Consider the following 19986-nt stretch of genomic DNA (forward strand, 5'->3'; position numbering starts at 1 on the left):
GCCTGATATGAAATCACTTTCTGAAAGTGGTCTGGAGATGAAATTCCAGAAGTTCGACAGAGACCTGACCTTGGATGACGGCTTTGTCATTGAGGGATATGCCTCGCTGTTCGGCGCCAAGGACCAGGGCGGAGATGTTGTGGAAAAAGGCGCTTACGCCAAATCCTTGGGCAACGGGCGCCGGGTTAAAATGCTGTGGCAGCATGATCCAAATGAACCCATCGGGATCTGGGACGAAATCCGCGAAGATGACCGTGGATTGTACGTGAAGGGACGGCTTTTGAAGTCCGTGGCCCGCGCCCGAGAGGCCGCCGCGCTGACCAAAGCTGGCGCGATTGACGGGCTTTCCATCGGCTACCGCACGGTGAAATCCCACAAGAACGAAAGGGGCCTGCGGTGCCTTTCGGAAGTGGAGCTGTGGGAGGTGTCGCTTGTCACATTCCCCATGCTTCCAGAGGCGCGTTTGGATGCCCACGAGGGCAAATCGGACACGCTTCTAGAGCTGGCGCGGGTGTTCGACACCGCACGCCAATCCCTGGCGGCCCGCAAGGCCCGCTGATCTCGGCCCCCGCAATCTGGGGGGCACACTCAACCACAAGGGACATCCCATGACCGAGACCGCTGAGCGGAGCGCGGGCAGCGCTCCTATGGCTGAAGTCAAGACCGCGATCGGCGGGTTCTTGAATGAATTCAACCAGTTTCAAGACGACATGAATGCAAAGTTTCAAAAGCAGGAAGACCGTATTGCCATGCTGAACACAAAGACCAACTCTTATCAACGTCCCGCCCTTTCCGCGGACATCGACACAACAGTGCCCCATAAATTGGCGCTGAAATCCTACCTTCGCTGCGGCGATGATGATGCGCTTCGGGGGCTTGAACTGGAAGGCAAGGCGATGAACACCGCCGTCAATGCCGAGGGCGGCTATCTGGTCGATCCGCAGACCTCTGAGATGATCCAGTCGGTGCTGCGGTCCTCCTCGTCGCTGCGGTCGGTGGCCAATGTGGTCACGGTCGAGGCGACGTCCTTTGATGTTCTGATCGACAGCACGGATACCGGCGCGGGTTGGGCCGATGAGGTCAGCGCCACGACGGAAACGGATACCCCGACGATTGAGCGGATCTCCATCGCGCTGCACGAGCTTTCGGCGCTGCCCAAGGCCTCTCAGCGGCTTTTGGATGATGCGGCATTCGACATCGAAGGCTGGCTGGCGGGGCGCATTGCCGACAAGTTCGCCCGCGCGGAAGCGGCGTCGTTCATCAACGGGGATGGCTCGGGCAAGCCGACCGGTCTGTTGACCCATCCAACAGCGGCAAACGGTAGCTGGACCTGGGGCAACCTGGGCTATGTGGCCACCGGAACGGCGGGCGATTTTGATGCCGCCAACCCGGCCGATGCCATCGTGGATCTGGTCTACGCTTTGGGCGCACGTTACCGCGCGAACGCGAATTTCATCATGAATTCAAAGACTGCGGGTGCCGTGCGCAAAATGAAGGACGCCGATGGCCGCTTCCTGTGGTCCGACGGTCTTGCCGCCGGAGAGCCCGCCCGTCTGATGGGCTATCCGGTTCTGATCGCAGAGGATATGCCCGACATTGCCGTGGACGCGATGGCGGTCGCTTTTGGTGATTTCGGCGCTGGTTACACCATTGCCGAGCGGCCCGATCTGCGGGTTCTGCGTGACCCGTTCTCGGCCAAACCCCACGTTTTGTTCTACGCCACCAAGCGCGTGGGCGGCGATGTGACCGATTTTGCTGCGATCAAACTGATGAAATTCGGCACAAGCTGAATGCAATTCATCCATCCCGTCCGGTGGCCGAGTGTAGCCATGGGGCGGGCGGGGCGTGTGTGCGGGCCTTTGCGGGTCCAGCTGCGCGTCTCTCCGCATGAGCAGCGCGGAGGTCGGTGCCACGCCCCACATTTCACCGAAACGAATTTCCCGGAGATTTCAACATGATGATGGTCGAATTGACCTCTGTTCCCAGTGCTTCACTGCCGGTGGATGCGCTGTCGAGCCACTTGCGCTTGTCCTCGGGATTCGCGGACGATGGCAGTCAGGACACGCTGTTGGAGGGGTGCCTGCGGTCCGCCATGGCCGCGATTGAGGCGCGAATTGGCAAGGTTTTGATGCGGCGCCAGTTTGCCCTGACACTGGTGGTCTGGCACAATCCGGCCAGCCATGGGTTGCCGATTGCGCCGGTTTCCAGCGTTGATAGCGTGAAGTTAATCGCGCGAAATGGCGCTGAGACCATCGTGGATGAAGATCGCTACGTACTGCGTGCGGATGCGCATCGTCCGAGTATTGAGACCGTGGCCGGATCCCTGCCGACGCCGCCCGAGGGCGGTACGATCGAGGTGACGCTAACGGCGGGTTTCGGGCCGGATTGGAATAACATCCCCGCCGATCTGCAACGTGCCTTATTGGCGTTGGCGAGTGAATTCTACGGTTCGGGCGGAGCGGTGTCGCCACAAATGCCGGGCCATGTGATGGCCCTGATCGAACCCTATCGGCAGATCCGACTGCGCGGGGGGGCGTTATGAAAGAACCTCATCTCAACCGAAAACTGACCCTGGAGGCGCCGACCCGCACCAGTGACGGCGCGGGCGGTTTTTCCGAGGTTTGGCAAGCGCTTGGCTGCATCTGGGGCGAGGTTATGCCCCGCGGGTCTGGCCGTGAGGCGGAAGCTTCTGAGCTGAATTTGAAGGTCACGATCAGGGCAGCTCCCCAAGGTGCACCGTCGCGGCCCACGGCGGCGATGCGGTTTCGGGACGGAGCCCGGGTGTATTACATCGACGCGGTCACGGAGGCGGATGCCGCCGGCCGCTATCTGGTGTGCTTTGTCAAAGAGGAGGTGGGCGCATGAGTTATGCCGCCACGGCCGCTCTGCAAGAGGCGGTCTTCACTGCGTTGACCACGGATTCGGCGGTCTCGATGTTGACCAACGACGCGATCTACGACGCGTTACCGCCGGGGCCTGTGCCCTCGGTTTATGTCAGCCTTGGGCCGGAACGGGTGCGCGATGCCTCGGATGTTGTGGGCGACGGGGCGGTGCATGACTTCCCCGTCACGGTGGTCTGCGACGCAGCGGGTTTTCAAGCCGCCAAGACCATCGCCGCCGCCGTGTCCGACGCCTTGACGGATGCCGATCTGGCCCTCTCACGGGGCACTTTGATCGGGCTGAATTTCCTGCGCGCCCGCGCCCGACGGGTCGGGGATGGGCGCGAAATCGACATTTGGTTTCGCGCCATGATCGATTCCAGTGACGCCTAGGCGTTTCCAGATAACAAATTGACAATGATGGAGAAATCCCATGACGGCACAGAACGGTAAAGACCTTCTGGTGAAGGTAGACATGGACGGGAACGGCGTGTTTGAAACATTGGCGGGGCTGCGTGCCTCGCGTCTGTCGTTCAACAGCGAAAGCGTGGATGTGACTAGCCTGGAAAGCACCGGCGGGTGGCGGGAATTGCTGCGTGGGGCGGGGGTGAAATCGGCCTCGATCAGCGGCTCGGGCATCTTTCGGGACGCCTCCACGGACGAGCGGGCGCGGGACATTTTCTTTGAAGGCGGAATGCCCGACTTCCAGGTCGTGATCCCTGATTTTGGCATCGTGGAGGGGGCGTTTCAGATCAGCTCCATCGAATACGCGGGTACCCATGACGGCGAGGCGACTTACGAGATCTCCATGGCGTCGGCGGGCGCGTTAACCTTTACGGCGATCTGAGCCATGGCCAATCCTTGGACGGGCGAAGTGGCGTTGACCTTAAACGGGGAACGGCACACGGCGAAGCTGACGCTGGGGGCGTTGGCGGAGTTGGAGGAATGGCTGGGGGCGGGATCGCTCAGCCAGATGGTCGCCCGGTTCGAGGGCGACGGGCTGAAGTCCGCGGACGTGCTGGCGTTGGTTTGCGCGGGACTGCGCGGCGGCGGCTGGTCGGGCCAGATGGAGGACCTTTTGGAGGCCGAGATTGAAGGCGGCATCCTGGAGGCGGCAAAGATCGCCGCACGGCTTCTGATCCTGGCCTTCCGCCCGGTGCCCGCATGAGCAGCGCCCCCGTCGGTTTCGATTGGCCGGCATTAATGCGTGTGGCTTTTCAGGGGCTTGGCCTGTCACCCGCGGATTTCTGGGCAATGACGCCAGTGGAGTTTCTGATCCTACTTGGCCCGGAAAACAGCGCGGCGCCGCTACGAAGAGACGCGTTCGAGGCGCTTCTTTCGAGGTTCCCAGACACAATGAATGAGGACGGATATGACAGAGATGGATGACACTCTCAGCCGCTTTGATACCGAGATTGCTGAGCTGGAAACGAGCCTTGCGGGGGCGACCTCGATGGCGGCGGCGTTCCAGGGGGAGCTGCGCGAAATGCAGGGCGCCATGCTCTATACCGGACGCGAGGTCAGCTCGATGAGCCGGGCCATTGGCGGCGGGTTGCGGCGGGCTTTTGACGGCGTGGTGTTCGACGGAATGCGCTTGTCTGATGCCTTGCGAAACGTGGCTACCAGCATGGTCGACGCGGCCTACAACACCGCGATGCGCCCGGTTCAAAACGCCGTCGGGTCGGCCGTGGGCAATGGCATTAACAATTTGCTGAGCGGGATTATGCCCTTCGAAAAGGGAGGTGCGATCAGCCAAGGGCGGGTCATGCCGTTCGCGCGCGGCGGCGTGGTGAGCAGCCCGACGACATTTCCCATGCGCAGCGGAACGGGGCTAATGGGCGAAGCGGGGCCCGAGGCGATCATGCCCCTGCGGCGCGGACCCGATGGCAAATTGGGTGTGGCGGCGGCGGGCGGCGGCGGCGGCCCAGTGCATGTCACGATGAATATCACTTCGCCCGATGTAGCGGGTTTTCAGCGGTCCTCCAGCCAGGTGGCCGCACAGATGCAACGTGCTTTGGCACGTGGCCAACGCAATCGCTAGGGGAGAAAAGCCATGGGATTTCATGAGGTTCGCTTTCCTGCAAACTTGAGTTTCGGTTCTGTCGGCGGGCCCGAGCGCCGCACGGAGGTGGTTGCGCTGACCAACGGGTTTGAAGAACGCAACACGCCGTGGGCACATTCACGCAGGCGCTATGATGCGGGCGTCTCGATGCGCTCACTCGATGATATCGCGCTGATGATTGACTTCTTCGAGGCCCGTCGCGGCCAGCTTTATGGGTTTCGGTGGAAGGATTGGTCGGACTTCAAATCCTGCATCCCCTCGGCCGAGCCTACTTTCCGCGATCAGCGTATCGGGACCGGCGACGGAGAAACTAGAACGTTCCAACTGAGCAAGACCTATCAGTCGGGCATTAACTCTTACGCGCGGCCGTTAACGAAACCGGTGCAGGGCACTGTGCTTGCTGGCGTGTCGGTGGATGAACTGGTCGCGGATGTGCATTTCGCCGTCAATTACACCAGCGGAGAGATCACTTTTGCGGACGCGCCGCCCCAAGATGCAGAGGTCACGGCGGGCTTTGAGTTTGACGTCCCGGTACGCTTCGACACGGACGCAATCCAAACGTCTGTTGCGTCATTCCAGGCCGGTGAAGTGCCAAATGTGCCTGTAGTGGAGATCAGGATATGAGTGTTCAAGAACTTGATATTCATCTGAAAACCGGCGCGACGGGCGTGTCGAGATGCTGGCGCGTGACCCGCGTCGATGGCACCCAATACGGGTTCACCGACCACGATTGTGACCTGTCGTTCGACGGCACAACCTTTCGCGCGGGCACGGGGCTTAGTGCTGCGGCACTTACCCAAACCACCGGACTTTCGGTCGACAACACCGAAGCCGTGGGTGCGCTTTCGGACGGCGCCATCAGCGAGGAAGATATTTTCGCCGGGCGCTTTGATAGCGCCGAGGTCGAGGCGTGGCTGGTGCAATGGGCCGCCCCAGAGAACCGGGTTCTGCAATTTCGCGGCACCATCGGAGAGATCACGCGGGCCAATGGCGCCTTTTCGGCCGAACTGCGTGGCTTGGCGGAGCGGATGAATGTGCCGACGGGGCGCGTTTTTCAACGCAATTGTCAGGCTGTGCTGGGGGAAAGGGCATGTGGGTTTGATCTGGAAACGACAGGCTATTGGACGGAAGCATTGGTGAGCACGACCGATGGGCGCATGTTCAGCTTTGACGGCCTGATGGCGTTTGAGCCGCGTTGGTTTGAGCGAGGGCATTTGCAAGTGCTGACCGGGGCCGCGGCGGGCCTGTCGGGCGCGGTGAAGTTGGACCGCGTTGCAGATGATATTCGCAAGGTTGAGTTGTGGGATAGCCTACGCCTGCCGATTGCACCGGGTGATCGTATTCGACTGACGGCAGGCTGCGACAAGCGCATGGAAACCTGTCGGCTGAAATTCGTTAACCTCGTTAACTACCAGGGTTTCCCCGATATTCCGGGGGACGATTGGCAGGCGGCGCATCCGACGCGGCTTTCGTCGCGTGACGGCGGGTCTCTCCGATGAATGACGTGGTCCGCACGGCGAGGGCATGGGTGGGGACGCCCTATGTGCACCAGGCCGCGTGCAAGGGTGCGGGATGTGACTGCCTTGGGCTTTTGCTGGGGGTGTGGCGCGAGCTCTACGGAGATTTGCCCGCGCCGGTTCCGGCCTACACCAACGACTGGTCTGAAACCTCGCACGAAGAACGGCTGCTGCATGCGGCGCGTAAGCACCTGATCGAAAAACCTTTAAAAGAGTGCGCGGCCGGTGACGTCCTAATTTTTCGCATGCGCAAAGGTGCGGTCGCGAAGCATGTGGGTTTGCAAACGCAGGCACACCCTCAGCCCCGCTTTCTACATGCCTATTCCGGGCGCGGCGTCACCGAGGGCGCTTTCACGCCCCCTTGGGCACGGCGCGTTGCGGCGCGTTTTGCCTTCCCCGAAAGGAATAACTGATATGGCTACCCTTCTCCTTTCTGCCGCTGGTGCGGCGGCTGGGGGGCTTATTCAGGCCCCCATTCTTGGCATGACCGGCGCTGTGCTTGGCCGTGCCGTTGGCGCAACCATTGGTCGGGTGATCGACCAACGGCTTTTGGGGAGCGGCTCGGACCCGATCGAGGTGGGTCAGACCGACCGCCTTCGAATCACCGGCGCGGGGGAAGGGGCACCCATTGCGCAGCTTTATGGGCGGATGCGCATGGGCGGCCACGTGATTTGGGCCACGCAGTTCCAAGAGCACGCAAACACAAGCGGCGGCAGCGGCAAGGGCGCGCCGCCGCAGCCGCAGACCACCAGCTATTCCTACAGCATCAGCCTTGCAGTGGCGCTGTGTGAGGGGAAGATCGCCCGGATCGGCAGGATCTGGGTGGACGGGGTGGAAATTGACCGGGAAGCTGTGACCTGGCGGCTTTACAAGGGGACCGAAGATCAGATGCCCGATCCGCTGCTCGAGGCGGTGGAGGGGGACGGCGCGGTGCCCGCCTATCGCGGCACCGCTTATATCGTGTTCGAGGATCTCGACCTGACGCCCTATGGCAACCGCGTGCCGCAATTTGCCTTTGAAGTGGTGCGCCCGGCGCAGCCCAAGGCCCCCCATGTGCCCAGTGCGGCAGAGGCGATCCGCGCCGTTGCGTTGATGCCTGGCACCGGAGAATACGCGCTGGCCACCACCCCGGTGAGCCGCCGCTTCGGCCTTGCCAGAGGGTCTTCCACCAATGTGAGCGCTGAGGGCGGGGTGACGGATTTCTCTCAATCCGTGGAACATTTGCGGGACACTTTGCCCAATCTCGAGTCGGTCTCATTGATCTACTCGTGGTTCGGGGATGACCTGCGTGCGGGCCATTGCGAGGTGCGCCCGAAGGTGGAGCAGGGCGACTATGACGGATTGGAAATGCCATGGCGTGCCGGCGGGATTAACCGGCAAATGGCTGAGGAGATTGCGCAGGTCGATGGCCGCGCGATTTATGGCGGGACACCTGCCGATGCCTCGATCCTGGAGGCGATTGCGGCGATCCACGAGGGCGGCCAAGAGGTTACATTTTACCCGTTTCTGCTGATGGAAGTGTTGGAAGGCAACGGCTTGCCCGATCCTTACGGCGCCGATGAACAGCCTGCGTTGCCGTGGCGGGGCCGGATGACCGGTGATGTGGCGGCTGGCTTGCCCGGCACCACCGATAAAACCGCAGCTAATCGCACGGCGATCGAGGCGTTTTTTGGCACCGCGAAGGCTTCGGACTTTAGCACCGGGTACGCGGGCGTCGGCTATTCTGGTCCGGCAGAATGGAGCTACAGCCGCTTCATCCTGCATTGCGCCGCGCTGTGTGCGCAGGCGGGCGGGGTGGAGGCGTTCTGCATCGGATCGGAAATGCGCGGCTTGACGCAAATGCGTGACGATGAGGGGTTTCCTGCGGTGGATGCCTATATCGCGCTCGCCGCCGAGGTGCGCGCGCTACTGCCCGACGCGAAGATCACCTATGCCGCTGATTGGACAGAATATTTTGGCCATCAGCCCCAGGATGGAACAGGCGACGTCTACTACCACCTTGATGCGCTGTGGGCCGATGACAACATCGACATGGTGGCCATCGATAACTACATGCCGATGAGCGATTGGCGCGAGGGGACCGCGCATCTGGATCATGACAACGGGCCGATACATTCGCTCGATTACTTGAAAGCCAATATCGAAGGCGGCGAGGGGTACGACTGGTATTACTCCGGTCCCGAGGCCGAAGCAGCGCAGCGCCGCGACGTGATCGAGGATGGCGCCTTTGGGCAGGATTGGATCTTCCGCTTCAAGGATTTGCGCAATTGGTGGACTAACCCGCACTTAGACCGCCGCGACGGTTATCAACTGGCCACGACGCCCCTCACCTCGACACTGCCGTTTGATGGGGCGTTCAGCAACGACGATGACTATTGGGCAGCAAGCTATCCCTTTGGAGAAAGCTCCCTTGATAGCCAGATAGGGTTTACGGCGGCCTATGCCGAGGCGTCGGTCGAAACCGTGGCAGGCGAAGGTCAGGTGCTTCAAGTTCGCGACGCGTATCGCATCATGAGTGAACGTGGCTTTCGACCCTTCATACCGGGGCAACGGATACGTTTGACCGTGCGGACGCGGTTGACGGCGCCGCTTGCCAGTGGCCAGTCGCACCAGTTTATGGTGTTCGCGTTGGGCATCCGCGATGACGGCGGGTACGGCGGATACAGTGTCGTTGCGACGTTCAGTGGGCTGGAGGTCGCGGATGGGTGGGTGGACTATCAAACTGACGTGGTGCCGGAAGATCTGATCGGCGTTGGTCGGATGCAGTCGGGGCTCAAAGGGTGGCGCATCGCCGTCGGGTTCAACGGCTTCTCCGCTAACACTCTTGCAGGGGTGGTTCAGCAGGTGTCGCAGGTCTCCGTGGCGTCTTTGTCAGGGCATTCGCTTTGGGTCCCAAAATCCAAACCAATCTGGTTCACCGAATTTGGCTGCGCGGCTATTGATAAGGGCACGAACCAACCTAACCGCTTCCTTGATCCGAAATCGACGGAAAGTGGCATTCCCAAATACTCCAATGGGCGGCGCGACGACCTGATCCAAGCGCAATACCTGCGCGCCACGATGGATTATTGGGCCGAAGAAGGCAGAAATCCCCTGTCGGATCAATATGATGGACCGATGCTGGAATTGGCGCGCGCCCATGCCTGGGCCTGGGACGCTCGGGTGTGGCCGGCCTTCCCCAACGACCGAGAACGGTGGAGCGATGGGGAGAACTGGGCGAAGGGGCACTGGTTAACGGGGCGGTTGGATGCGCAACCGCTCGACCTCGTGGTATCGGAAATCTGCGAAGAGGCTGGCATCACAGATTATGATGTCTCAAAGCTCTTTGGATTGGTGCGCGGCCATGTCTCGGCGCAGACACAAAGTGCACGGGCGCGGTTACAGCCATTGATGCTGGCTTATGGTTTCCACGCGGTTGAGCGCGACGGAAAGCTGGTGTTTCTGCCGGTCCCGCAAGAGCCAGAGACGGTGATCGAGGCCCCACTGACGGCCCGTGATGACGACGGGGAGGGCGGCTTTACCCACGCGCGCGCCCCGGAAGCGGAAACTGTGGGACGCTTGCGTATCGGCTATACCGAAGCCGAGGGCAGCTATGATGAGAAGGTGGCAGAGGCGGTCTACCCCGGCGACGGTGCCGATCAGGTGAACGACGTGGATTTGCCGCTGGCGCTGACCTCAGCCGAAGGGCAGGGCATGGCCGAGCGCTGGTTGGCTGAGGGACGGGTGGCCCAAGATACGTTGCGCTTTGCGCTGCCCCCGTCGGAGCGCGCCTTGGGGGCTGGGGCCCTGATCGCAACAGAGGACGGGCATACGTGGCGCGTCGATCGTGTAGAAGATCGGGGCTTTCGTCACCTCGAGGCGGTCCGGGTCGAACCCTCAACCTCTTTTCCATCGGATGAGGTGGAAGACGCTGCCAGTTTTGCCGCTTTCGTGCCGCCGCTTCCGGTCACGCCGGTGTTCCTCGATCTGCCGCTTTTGACGGGGGACGAGGTTGAACATGCACCACATTTGGCCGTTGCCGCTGACCCTTGGCCCGGTACGGCGGCGGTCTATTCCGCGCCCGGCCCCGATGGGTTTGCCCTGAACCGTCTGGTGGAGCGCCCCGCCATCGTGGGCACGCTGTTGCAACCGCTGCATCGCCAAGAGCCGGGGATTTGGGACCGGGCAGGCGCGGTGCAAATACGGTTGGAAACCGGGGGCCTGTCTTCGGCGGAGCTGTCGGCCGTTCTGGCGGGAGGTAACGCGGCGGCGATCGGCTCGGGCGAAGATGACATCTGGGAGGTCATGCAGTTTGCCGAGGCCACGCTTGTGGGCCCCGATACATGGGAAATCGCGATGCGCCTGCGGGGCCAGCAAGGCACCGATGCGGTGATCCCGGATGTCTGGCCAGAGGGCAGTCTTTTCGTGCTTCTGGACGGGGCGGTGGGGCAGGTCGATCTGGCCAGCTCTGCCCGCGGGTTAGAACGCTATTGGCGCGTCGGTCCGTCGCGCAGGTCCGTGGATGACCCAAGCTACGTGGAAAAAGTCGTTGCGTTCCATGGTATTGGACTGCGCCCCTATAGTCCCGCTCACCTGCGTAGCAGCCATAGCGGAACGGCGCGTGACATCACCTGGATACGACGGTCACGGGTTGATGCGGATAGTTGGGATGGCACCGATGTGCCTCTTGGCGAGGCATCCGAGCAGTACATTCTGCGGATATCGGACGCGCAAACGATCCGCCGGGAAGAGGTGCTGAGCGCGCCCGCCTTCGCCTACACCGACGCGATGCGCGCCAGCGACGGCACGCTCACGGACTACTCCATTGAGGTCGCTCAAGTCTCCGAACGGTTCGGGGCGGGGCCAATTGCAAGGATTCAGATCAATGACTGATACTCCAGAACTGGCGCTGCCGTTGTTGGCACCGGCTCAAGCGCAAAAGCATGTCACCGTTAACGAGGCGCTGATGCGCTTGGATGGACTGGCGCAATTGCGCTTGCAGTCGGTGTCGGAAACCACCCCCCCGGCGGCGTCTGACGGGCTTGCCTATGCCGTGCCATCTGGCGCGGTGAACGCTTGGGCCGGACAGGAGGGGGCGGTGGCCATCGCTTCAGGGGGCGGCTGGATTTTCGTGCCGGCGCAACGGGGCTGGCGCGCGGTGGTGCTCGACGCGGGATCGCTGGCGATTTTTGACGGGGCCGCGTGGCGCGTGGGCGCGCAGACATTGACGCCGGGTGGCGCTTCGGTCGGGGTGACGAGTGCGGAATTCGATGTGCCCCTAACAGCCAGCGCAAGCGTCACAACGCCTGTTCTTTTTCCCGCGCGATCAATCGCTTACGGTATAACGGGGCGGGTCATTTCGGCCATCACCGGGGCCGCGACTACATGGGATATCGGGGTAACGGGCGATTTGCAGCGCTATGGGTCGGGCCTAGGCACGTCCCTGAATTCTTGGGTCAGCGGCCCCGGTACGCCGCAGGTCTATTGGTCCCCCACGACGCTGGAGATCACCGCCCAGGGTGGCAATTTTGCGGGCGGAACGATCAGACTGGTCGCCCATTATGCGGAACTGTCGCTGCCCGATCCTGTGTAAAACTGTAACTTCAACTTACAGTCTACACGTTATCGTTTTATGGACCTTTGCGGTACGCTCGCTTATTCTAGCGGCAACGTATCGCAAAGGAGGCGGCCCATGGCGCGCACTCAACCCAACGACCGGACCCATATCACGGAAGTTGATCCCGTTTGGACCCGGATCACCGAGGAAGCCACGACCGCCATCGCTTCGGAGCCATTGCTCGGCGGGTTGGTCCATGCTTGCGTCCTCCACCATCCCTCCCTTGAGAAGGCCCTCGCGTACCGCGTGGCGCAAAAGCTCGCGTCCTCTGAGATGTCCGAGCAGCTTCTGCGCGAGATCGCGGATGAGGCTTTTGCCTCGGACGCCACCCTTGGCGCGCAGGCGCGTGCGGATATTGTGGCGGTCTTTGACCGTGATCCCGCCTGCCATCGGTTCCTGCAACCTCTGTTGTTTTTCAAGGGCTTCCAAGCAATCACGGCCTACCGCGTCGGCCATTGGCTGTGGCGGCAGGGGCGCCGCGACCTGTCTTACTTCATCCAGATGCGGGTGAGTGAGGTCTTTGGGGTGGATATCCATCCGGCGGCCCGCGTGGGGCAAGGGATCATGATCGACCACGCGCATTCCATTGTGATCGGCGAAACGGCTGTGGTGGGCGACAACGTCTCGATGCTGCACTCCGTCACCTTGGGCGGCACCGGCAAAGAGGAAGAGGATCGCCACCCAAAGATCGGCGATGGCGTGTTGATCGGGGCAGGCGCGAAGGTGCTTGGCAATATCGAGATCGGCCATTGCTCGCGCATTGCAGCGGGCTCGGTGGTTTTGTCCGCTGTACCGCCGATGAAGACCGTTGCCGGCGTGCCTGCGAAAATCGTGGGAGAGGCCGGTTGCGATCAGCCTTCCCTGACGATGGACCACCTGTTTGGCGGGCCCGCCAGCGCGGTTTAAGTATCGAGATGACAAAATCAAGCCCCCGCATGGATCACCATGCGGGGGCTTATTGCGTTCTAAGTCAGGCTTTTAGCCCGCGCGAGAGGCGCGCTTGCGCTCGTGCGGGTCAAGGTGGCGCTTGCGCAGGCGGATGGCGTTTGGTGTCACTTCGACCAACTCGTCATCGTCGATATAGGCGATGGCCTGCTCCAGTGTCATGGTCACAGGCGTGGTCAGTTTCACCGCCTCGTCGGTGCCCGAGGCCCGTACGTTGGTCAGCTTCTTGCCCTTCAGCGGGTTCACTTCCAGATCGTTGTCGCGCGAATGCTCGCCGATGATCATGCCGGTGTAGACCGGGGCCTGAGCACCGATGAACATCTTGCCACGATCTTCCAGGTTCCACAGGGCAAACGCCACCGAAGTACCGTTTTCCATAGAGATAAGAACACCTTGGCGACGGCCGGGGATCGGGCCTTTGAAAGGTGCCCATTCGTGGAACACACGGTTCAGAACACCGGTGCCGCGCGTGTCGGTCAAGAATTCGCCGTGGTAGCCGATCAGGCCGCGGGACGGGACGTGGGCGATGATGCGGGTCTTGCCCGCGCCTGCCTGTTTCATCTCGGCCAGCTCGCCCCGGCGTCCGCCCGTCAGCTTTTCGATCACCGCGCCGGAGTATTCGTCGTCCACGTCGATGGTGACTTCTTCGATGGGCTCATGGCGCACACCGTCAATCTCGCGGAACAGAACCTGCGGTCGAGAGATCGACAGCTCGAACCCTTCGCGGCGCATGTTTTCGATCAGAACGCCCATCTGAAGTTCGCCACGTCCGGCAACCTCAAAGGCTTCGCCACCGGGCGTGTCCGAGATCTTGATGGCGACGTTTGATTCCGCCTCTTTCATCAGACGCTCACGGATAACGCGCGATTGCACCTTCTTGCCGTCCCGACCCGCCAGAGGCGAGTCGTTGATGCCGAAAGTCACGGTAATGGTAGGCGGATCAATGGGTTGCGCTTCCAGCGGCTCGTCCACGGCCAAGGCGCAGATGGTGTCGGCCACGGTGGATTTCGTCATCCCCGCGAGGGACACGATGTCGCCTGCCAGCGCCTCGTCGATGTCTTGCTGCGCAAGGCCCCGGAAGGCTTGGATGCGGGTGACGCGGAACTGTTCGATCTTTTCACCCAGGCGCGACAGGGTCTGGACCGTCTGGCCAACCTTGAGGCGGCCCGATTCCACGCGACCCGTCAGCAGGCGGCCCACAAAAGGGTCCGCGCCAAGGGTGGTGGCCAGCATGCGGAAGTCATCGTCTTGATGGTTGATCTGCTTGGGCGTTGGGACGTGGTTCACGATCAGGTTGAACAGCGCGTGCAGGTCTTTGCGCGGCCCGTCAAGCTCGTGATCGGCCCAACCGGAGCGGCCCGAGGCGTACATATGCGGGAAGTCCAGCTGGTCTTCGTCGGCGTCCAGCGAGGAGAAGAGGTCAAACACCTCATCCAGTGCGCGGTCAGGCTCGGCGTCGGGCTTGTCCACTTTGTTGAGCACCACGATCGGACGCAGGCCAAGGGCAAGCGCCTTGGAGGTCACGAATTTGGTCTGGGGCATCGGGCCTTCAGCCGCGTCCACCAGCAGCACAACGCCGTCTACCATCGACAAGATCCGCTCTACCTCGCCACCGAAATCAGCGTGGCCGGGGGTGTCAACGATGTTGATCCGCGTGCCCTTCCATTCCAGCGATGTGGGCTTGGCGAAAATGGTGATCCCGCGCTCGCGCTCAAGGTCGTTGCTGTCCATGGCGCGTTCGGCGACGGCCTGATTTTCCCGGAAGGCGCCGGATTGTTTCAGAAGCTCGTCCACCAATGTGGTCTTGCCGTGGTCAACGTGCGCGATGATCGCGATATTACGGAGGTCCATTACGATGGCCTTTAACTAAAGAAGTGTTGCTGTAGGGCTTTGGGGGGCGCTTAGGGGTTTTTCGCGTCGATGGCTAGGGAAAAAGGGGAAGTCACGCCGCGGCGCGGAAGCGCAGAACACTGTGGTAGCCGTCCGCGTTGATCTCGGCGGAAAAGGCGCCGCCCAACTGATCGGCAAGCATTTCAATGATCGACGTGCCCATGCCGCCGTCATTATCAGCACCCTCTGCGGCACTGCCTTGGCCGTTGTCGTCATAGGTAAGAACCAGCTCACCATCAGAGGTTTGCGTCAAACCCAACGTCATTTCGCCCTCGCGTCCATCGGCGAAGCCATGCTTTTGCGAATTTGCCGACAGCTCCGCCACAATCAGCCCCAAAGCCGCGGCTTCCTGAGAGGTCATCGTGGCATTCTTGCTGGTCGTGTTGAGCGTGATGGTCAGATTAGGCAAAAGCGCCCCGCCGATCAGCTCCACCACCGAGGCCAGGTAATCCGCAATGTCGATCCGTTCGCCCGCGTTGGTCTTGTAAAGCGCCGCATGCAGGGCGGCGATAATCTCGATGCGTTGCTGCATCAAGGTCAGGGCGCGGCGCCCGCCCTCATCGGTCATGACCCGTGCCTGAATCCGTGCCATCGCAGATACGGATTGAAGCGAATTCTTCACCCGGTGGTCCACCTCCAGCCGCAACATTTCTTCGCGGCGGAGCGCAAGGCGCAATTCCAGTTGGCGCATGACCTGTTCGGCCATCACCTTCAAGGTGTCGCGTTGCAAATCGGTCAGAGTGCGCGGCTTGTTATCCAGCACGCAAAGGGTGCCAAGGGGCAGGCCGTCGGCCGTTTTCAGCAGAGCACCTGCGTAAAACCGCAGGTTTGGCTCGTCCAGGCAAAGCGGGTTGCCGCATAGACGATCGTCCGACAGCGTGTCGGGGATTTCCATGAAGTCGTCCAACATCAAAGCATGGGCGCAAATGGATTCGTCCAGCGCCAATTCTCGGGTGCCAAGGCCCACCTCGGCCTTGAACCACTGCCGATCCTCGTCGATGAAGTTGATGACCGCAAAGGGCACGTCGCAAATCCGTGCGACGAGCTCGACCACGGAATCATATTCGGCCTCGCGCTCGGTATCGAGGATGCCATAGGCGTGCAGGGCCGCAACACGACGGTCATTCAAAGGGTGCGGCGCTGCCACATAACCCTTCGCCGATGCAGGGGCGATCAATTTTGCCATGTCAGGAGCAGCTTTTGCGCCGAAGGCGGATCACGACATCGACCTTCGCGACCTCGTACCCGTCGGGAACGTCGGGCAGGCTTTTGATCTCCAACTCAGCCGCTGGGGCGTCTTTGAGTGAGCCGCAGCCTTCAAGGTAGAAATGGGGGTGGTCGTCTACACGGGTGTCAAAGTAGCTGCGGTTTCCGTCCACGGTGACTTCTTGCATCAAGCCCGCATCGCAGAAGGCGCGCAGCGTGTTGTAGACGGTCGCAAGGGACACCTTGTCGCCGGTGCCAAGAACCGCTTCGTGCAAGCCCTCCGCCGTGACGTGGCGGTTCTGGCCATCGCCCACCAGCAAGGACGCCAGCGCAAGGCGCTGACGGGTCGGGCGGAGTTCAGCTTGGCCAAGCCAGGCCTGAGAGCGTTCAAGAGCTTCGGGGGTCATGGTGCCCGTGGCTTTCTATTAAGGGTTCCCCACATATATGGCCTATTGCGAGCGCTTTGCAAACGCCAATGCATCCTGTGCATTATCATGCAAAATGGGGTGCACTTGCGCCGAAAAGGGGCGCGGTGCTAGGTGTTGGGCAAGCCGCAAGCGGCAAGAAACACGACGAGCAGGGGGCCCCTATGTCCGATTATCCAACGAGCTTTGACCGCGATGACCTTTTGCGCTGTGCGCGCGGAGAGCTGTTTGGCGAAGGCAACGCACAACTGCCAGAGCCGCCGATGCTGATGATGGACCGGATCACCGATATCTCGGGCGATGGCGGCGAGCACGGCAAAGGTCATGTCGTGGCCGAGTTTGACATCAAGCCAGACGCTTGGTTTTTCGACTGCCATTTCCCCGGAAACCCAATCATGCCGGGGTGCCTGGGCCTTGATGGTCTGTGGCAATTGACCGGCTTCAACCTTGGCTGGCGCGGCTGGCAGGGGCGCGGTTATGCGTTGGGCGTGGGCGAAGTGAAGCTGACGGGCATGGTGCGGCCGGATCGCAAGATGCTGACCTATTACGTGGATTTCACCAAGGCGATCCAAACCCGCCGCCTGACGATGGGCGTGGCCGATGGCCGGGTCGAGGCCGACGGCGAGGTGATCTACATGGTGAAAGACATGAAGGTCGCGCTGTCGGAAAGCTGATGGCATTTCTGCGCGGCCATTGGCAGTTAATCGCGTTAACCGTTGCAGTTTTCGCCCTGTGGTCCACACCGGTCGTGATGCCATTGAAGCTGCTTGTGGTGTTCTTCCACGAGCTGTCCCACGGGCTTGCGGCGGTGCTGACGGGCGGGTCGATCGAGTCTATTTCCGTTAATTTCCAACAGGGTGGTGAGGCCTGGACCCGAGGCGGGTCGCGCTTCTTGACCCTGACGGCGGGCTATCTGGGATCGCTCCTGATCGGGGTCGGGCTGTTATTGGCCGCCTTGAGGGGCCGGGCGGATCGCAGTGTTTTGATGGGGCTTGGCGCGCTGATGCTGATCGTGCTGGTGCTATACGTGCGGGACTTTGCGGCGATACTCATCTGTGGCGCCACGGGCGCGGCCTTGATCGCGGCGGGGCGGTTCTTGTCCGCACCCATATGCGATTTGCTCCTGCGCCTCATCGGGCTGAGCAGCATGATCTACGTCCCCTACGACATCTTCGACGACACCTTGCGCCGGGCGTCGCTGCGGTCGGACGCAAGGATGCTGGCGGAAGAGATCGGCGGCACCACGATGATGTGGGGCGTGTTGTGGCTGATTGTCAGCTTCGCGGTAATCTTCTGGTGCCTGAGAAAGGGCCTTGGGCGCGATAGCAACATTTCCTTTGGCCGCTAACGGGTTGCGCGAAGCGGGGCCGAACGCCTAGATACACATAACAGGCAGCAAGAGGAGAACGCCATGCGCCGCGTCGTCGTGACTGGATTGGGCATCGTATCCCCCATCGGAAATAATGCCGCTGAGGTAACTGAAAGCCTCAAGGCGGGGCGGTCCGGGATCGAAGCGTCGCCTGAAATGGCGGAGCACGGGTTCCGCAGCCAAGTGGCCGGCACGTTGAAAATCGACGTGGCCGAGCATGTGGACAAACGCGCGTTGCGGTTCATGGGACCGGGGGCGGCCTACGCCCATATCGCCATGGGGCAAGCAATTGCTGATGCGGGTCTGGACGAAGCCGACGTGGTTAACGAACGGACGGGCCTGATTGCGGGCTCGGGCGGGCCATCGACCAGCGCAATGTTTACGGCCCATCAGACAGTTCTGGAAAAGGGCTCTCCCAAGCGGATCGGGCCCTTTGCGGTGCCCAAGTGCATGTCCTCCACGATTTCGGCCAATCTGTCGACCGCCTATAAGATCAAGGGCATTAACTATTCGATCACCAGCGCCTGCTCCACCAGCCTGCATTGCATCGGCTCGGCGGCAGAACAGATCATGATGGGCAAACAAGACGTCATGTTTGCGGGCGGCGCGGAAGAGTTGGACTGGACGCTCAGCTGCCTGTTTGACGCGATGGGCGCGATGTCCTCGAAATACAACGACACGCCAGAGCGCGCGAGCCGGGCGTTCGATGCGGACCGCGACGGGTTTGTGATCGGCGGCGGCGGCGCGATCCTGGTGCTGGAAGAGATGGAGCGGGCCGTGGCCCGCGGTGCGAAAATCTACGCGGAAGTGACCGGCTTTGCCGCCACCTCGGACGGCCACGACATGGTCGCGCCAAGCGGCGAAGGCGGTGAGCGGGCGATGCGCCTGGCCATGCAAACACTGCCCGAAGGCCGCAAAGTGGGCTATATCAACGCCCACGGCACCTCGACCCCCGTGGGCGATGTGGGTGAGGTTGAAGCCGTGCGCCGGGTCTTCGGCGAAGGTAACACGCCAGTGATTTCCTCGACAAAATCAATGACAGGCCACGCCCAGGGCGGGGCCGGCGCGTTGGAGGCGACCTTCTGTCTGCTGATGCTGGACGGCGATTTCATCACGCCTTCGATCAACGTCGAAACGCTGGACCCGGCCTTGAACCCGGAAGAGATTGCGACGGCATTCAAGGCTGATGCGGGGCTGGATACTGTGATGACGAATTCTTTTGGTTTTGGCGGCACGAATGGCTCGATGTTGCTGAGCCGTTTTGAGAAGTGAGAAGATAAAGCATGGCTGATTTGATGAAGGGCAAGCGGGGCCTTGTGATGGGCGTCGCCAATGAACGCTCGATCGCGTGGGGCATCGCAAAAGCGCTGCATGGGGAAGGCGCGGAATTGGCGTTCTCCTATCAGGGAGAGGCCTTCGGCAAACGCTTGGCCCCGCTGGCAGAAAGCCTTGGCAGCACATTGATGGTGGATGTGGACGTAAACAACGACGACTCCATGGATGCGTGTTTCGACACGTTGAAATCTGAATGGGGGTCGTTGGATTTTGTCGTTCACGCCATCGCGTTTTCCGACAAGAATGAGCTGACGGGCCGATTCATCAACACGACGCGGGCGAACTTCAAGAACTCTCTCACGATCAGCTGTTATTCGTTTATCGACGTGGCCAAGCGGGCCTCGGAACTGATGCCCGAGGGCGGAACGTTACTGACGTTAACCTATCAGGGCAGCAACCGGGTTACGCCGTTCTATAACGTGATGGGCGTGGCGAAGGCGGCGTTGGAATCCTCGGTCCGGTATCTGGCGAACGATTTGGGCCCGCAGGGCATCCGGGTGAACGCGATCTCGCCGGGGCCGATGAAAACGCTGGCAGGGGCGGCCATTGGCGGGGCCCGCAAGACGTTCAAGACCACGGAAGCAAACGCACCGATGCGCGCGAATGCGACGTTGGAGGCCGTGGGCGGCACGGCGGTGTATCTGGCGTCGGATTATGGCGCGTGTACCACCGGCGAAATCGTGACAGTGGACGGCGGCTATCACGTGCTTGGCATGGCACAGCCCGAGAACCTGTAGCGACGCGATTGGCACGGGTGTTGCG

At 61.5% G+C, this 19986-nt stretch carries 22 protein-coding genes; 19 read left to right on the forward strand and 3 right to left on the reverse strand.

The features are described from left to right. Window positions 1–7: 7 nt before the first annotated feature. The 15 genes from AADW23_RS11070 (at window position 8) to cysE (ending at window position 12960) form a co-directional block, all read left to right on the forward strand. Window positions 8–559: an HK97 family phage prohead protease gene (locus tag AADW23_RS11070; RefSeq protein WP_341860997.1), complete on the forward strand. Its 552-nt coding sequence runs from the start codon at window positions 8–10 to the stop codon at window positions 557–559. A gap of 49 nt (window positions 560–608) precedes the next feature. Next, window positions 609–1790, forward strand: coding sequence for a phage major capsid protein (locus tag AADW23_RS11075; protein ID WP_341860998.1), 1182 nt, complete (start codon window positions 609–611; stop codon window positions 1788–1790). Between the two features lie 164 nt (window positions 1791–1954). After that, window positions 1955–2542 (forward strand): hypothetical protein, encoded by a 588-nt coding sequence (locus AADW23_RS11080; RefSeq protein WP_341860999.1) that lies wholly within the window; start codon window positions 1955–1957, stop codon window positions 2540–2542. Then, a complete protein-coding gene (locus tag AADW23_RS11085) occupies window positions 2539–2865 on the forward strand; it encodes a head-tail adaptor protein (protein WP_341861000.1) in 327 nt (108 codons plus the stop codon). Before AADW23_RS11080 ends, AADW23_RS11085 begins: the two co-directional genes overlap by 4 nt. Continuing rightward, window positions 2862–3272, forward strand: a complete 411-nt coding sequence (locus AADW23_RS11090) for a DUF3168 domain-containing protein (protein WP_341861001.1) — start codon at window positions 2862–2864, stop codon at window positions 3270–3272. Before AADW23_RS11085 ends, AADW23_RS11090 begins: the two co-directional genes overlap by 4 nt. A 40-nt stretch (window positions 3273–3312) precedes the next feature. Then, window positions 3313–3726, forward strand: a complete 414-nt coding sequence (locus AADW23_RS11095) for a phage major tail protein, TP901-1 family (RefSeq protein ID WP_341861002.1) — start codon at window positions 3313–3315, stop codon at window positions 3724–3726. Window positions 3727–3729: 3 nt separating this feature from the next. Then, entirely contained in the window at window positions 3730–4047 is a 318-nt protein-coding gene (locus AADW23_RS11100) for a gene transfer agent family protein (protein WP_341861003.1), read from the forward strand. Next, window positions 4044–4268: a rcc01693 family protein gene (locus tag AADW23_RS11105; protein WP_341861004.1), complete on the forward strand. Its 225-nt coding sequence runs from the start codon at window positions 4044–4046 to the stop codon at window positions 4266–4268. Before AADW23_RS11100 ends, AADW23_RS11105 begins: the two co-directional genes overlap by 4 nt. Next, on the forward strand, window positions 4252–4920 hold the full coding sequence (locus AADW23_RS11110; RefSeq protein ID WP_341861005.1) for a phage tail tape measure protein: 669 nt from the start codon (window positions 4252–4254) through the stop codon (window positions 4918–4920). The genes AADW23_RS11105 and AADW23_RS11110 overlap by 17 nt, the downstream gene beginning before the upstream one ends. A 12-nt stretch (window positions 4921–4932) precedes the next feature. Then, window positions 4933–5565 carry a DUF2460 domain-containing protein gene (locus AADW23_RS11115; protein WP_341861006.1) on the forward strand — a complete coding sequence of 211 codons (633 nt, stop codon included), beginning with the start codon at window positions 4933–4935 and terminating at the stop codon, window positions 5563–5565. After that, window positions 5562–6440, forward strand: a complete 879-nt coding sequence (locus AADW23_RS11120; protein ID WP_341861007.1) for a DUF2163 domain-containing protein — start codon at window positions 5562–5564, stop codon at window positions 6438–6440. The genes AADW23_RS11115 and AADW23_RS11120 overlap by 4 nt, the downstream gene beginning before the upstream one ends. After that, a complete protein-coding gene (locus AADW23_RS11125) occupies window positions 6437–6871 on the forward strand; it encodes a peptidase (protein ID WP_341861008.1) in 435 nt (144 codons plus the stop codon). The genes AADW23_RS11120 and AADW23_RS11125 overlap by 4 nt, the downstream gene beginning before the upstream one ends. 1 nt (window position 6872) lies before the next feature. Further along, window positions 6873–11330: a glycoside hydrolase TIM-barrel-like domain-containing protein gene (locus tag AADW23_RS11130; RefSeq protein ID WP_341861009.1), complete on the forward strand. Its 4458-nt coding sequence runs from the start codon at window positions 6873–6875 to the stop codon at window positions 11328–11330. Beyond that, window positions 11323–12030: a DUF2793 domain-containing protein gene (locus AADW23_RS11135; RefSeq protein ID WP_341861010.1), complete on the forward strand. Its 708-nt coding sequence runs from the start codon at window positions 11323–11325 to the stop codon at window positions 12028–12030. Before AADW23_RS11130 ends, AADW23_RS11135 begins: the two co-directional genes overlap by 8 nt. A 99-nt stretch (window positions 12031–12129) precedes the next feature. Then, window positions 12130–12960, forward strand: coding sequence for a serine O-acetyltransferase (cysE, locus tag AADW23_RS11140; protein WP_341861011.1), 831 nt, complete (start codon window positions 12130–12132; stop codon window positions 12958–12960). A gap of 72 nt (window positions 12961–13032) precedes the next feature. Here the strand turns inward: cysE and typA are convergent, their stop codons facing one another. The 3 genes from typA to irrA form a co-directional block, all read right to left on the reverse strand. After that, window positions 13033–14850 carry a translational GTPase TypA gene (typA, locus tag AADW23_RS11145; protein ID WP_341861012.1) on the reverse strand — a complete coding sequence of 606 codons (1818 nt, stop codon included), beginning with the start codon at window positions 14848–14850 and terminating at the stop codon, window positions 13033–13035. Window positions 14851–14941: 91 nt separating this feature from the next. After that, on the reverse strand, window positions 14942–16075 hold the full coding sequence (locus AADW23_RS11150; RefSeq protein ID WP_341861013.1) for a histidine kinase dimerization/phosphoacceptor domain -containing protein: 1134 nt from the start codon (window positions 16073–16075) through the stop codon (window positions 14942–14944). 1 nt (window position 16076) lies between these two features. Next, window positions 16077–16502, reverse strand: a complete 426-nt coding sequence (irrA, locus tag AADW23_RS11155) for an iron response transcriptional regulator IrrA (protein WP_341861014.1) — start codon at window positions 16500–16502, stop codon at window positions 16077–16079. Between the two features lie 182 nt (window positions 16503–16684). Here irrA and fabA point away from each other — a divergent pair, with 182 nt between their 5' ends. The 4 genes from fabA to AADW23_RS11175 all read left to right on the forward strand — a co-directional run bounded on the left by fabA (window position 16685) and on the right by AADW23_RS11175 (window position 19961). Beyond that, a complete protein-coding gene (gene fabA / locus AADW23_RS11160) occupies window positions 16685–17194 on the forward strand; it encodes a bifunctional 3-hydroxydecanoyl-ACP dehydratase/trans-2-decenoyl-ACP isomerase (protein ID WP_341861015.1) in 510 nt (169 codons plus the stop codon). Then, window positions 17194–17868: a M50 family metallopeptidase gene (locus AADW23_RS11165; protein WP_341861016.1), complete on the forward strand. Its 675-nt coding sequence runs from the start codon at window positions 17194–17196 to the stop codon at window positions 17866–17868. The genes fabA and AADW23_RS11165 overlap by 1 nt, the downstream gene beginning before the upstream one ends. A gap of 63 nt (window positions 17869–17931) precedes the next feature. Then, on the forward strand, window positions 17932–19161 hold the full coding sequence (locus tag AADW23_RS11170) for a beta-ketoacyl-ACP synthase II (protein ID WP_341861017.1): 1230 nt from the start codon (window positions 17932–17934) through the stop codon (window positions 19159–19161). An 11-nt stretch (window positions 19162–19172) separates the two neighbouring features. Then, window positions 19173–19961, forward strand: coding sequence for an SDR family oxidoreductase (locus AADW23_RS11175; protein ID WP_341861018.1), 789 nt, complete (start codon window positions 19173–19175; stop codon window positions 19959–19961). Window positions 19962–19986 lie beyond the last annotated feature (25 nt).

Origin of the sequence: Gymnodinialimonas sp. 57CJ19, assembly GCF_038396845.1 — a bacterium.
Classification (GTDB): domain Bacteria; phylum Pseudomonadota; class Alphaproteobacteria; order Rhodobacterales; family Rhodobacteraceae; genus Gymnodinialimonas.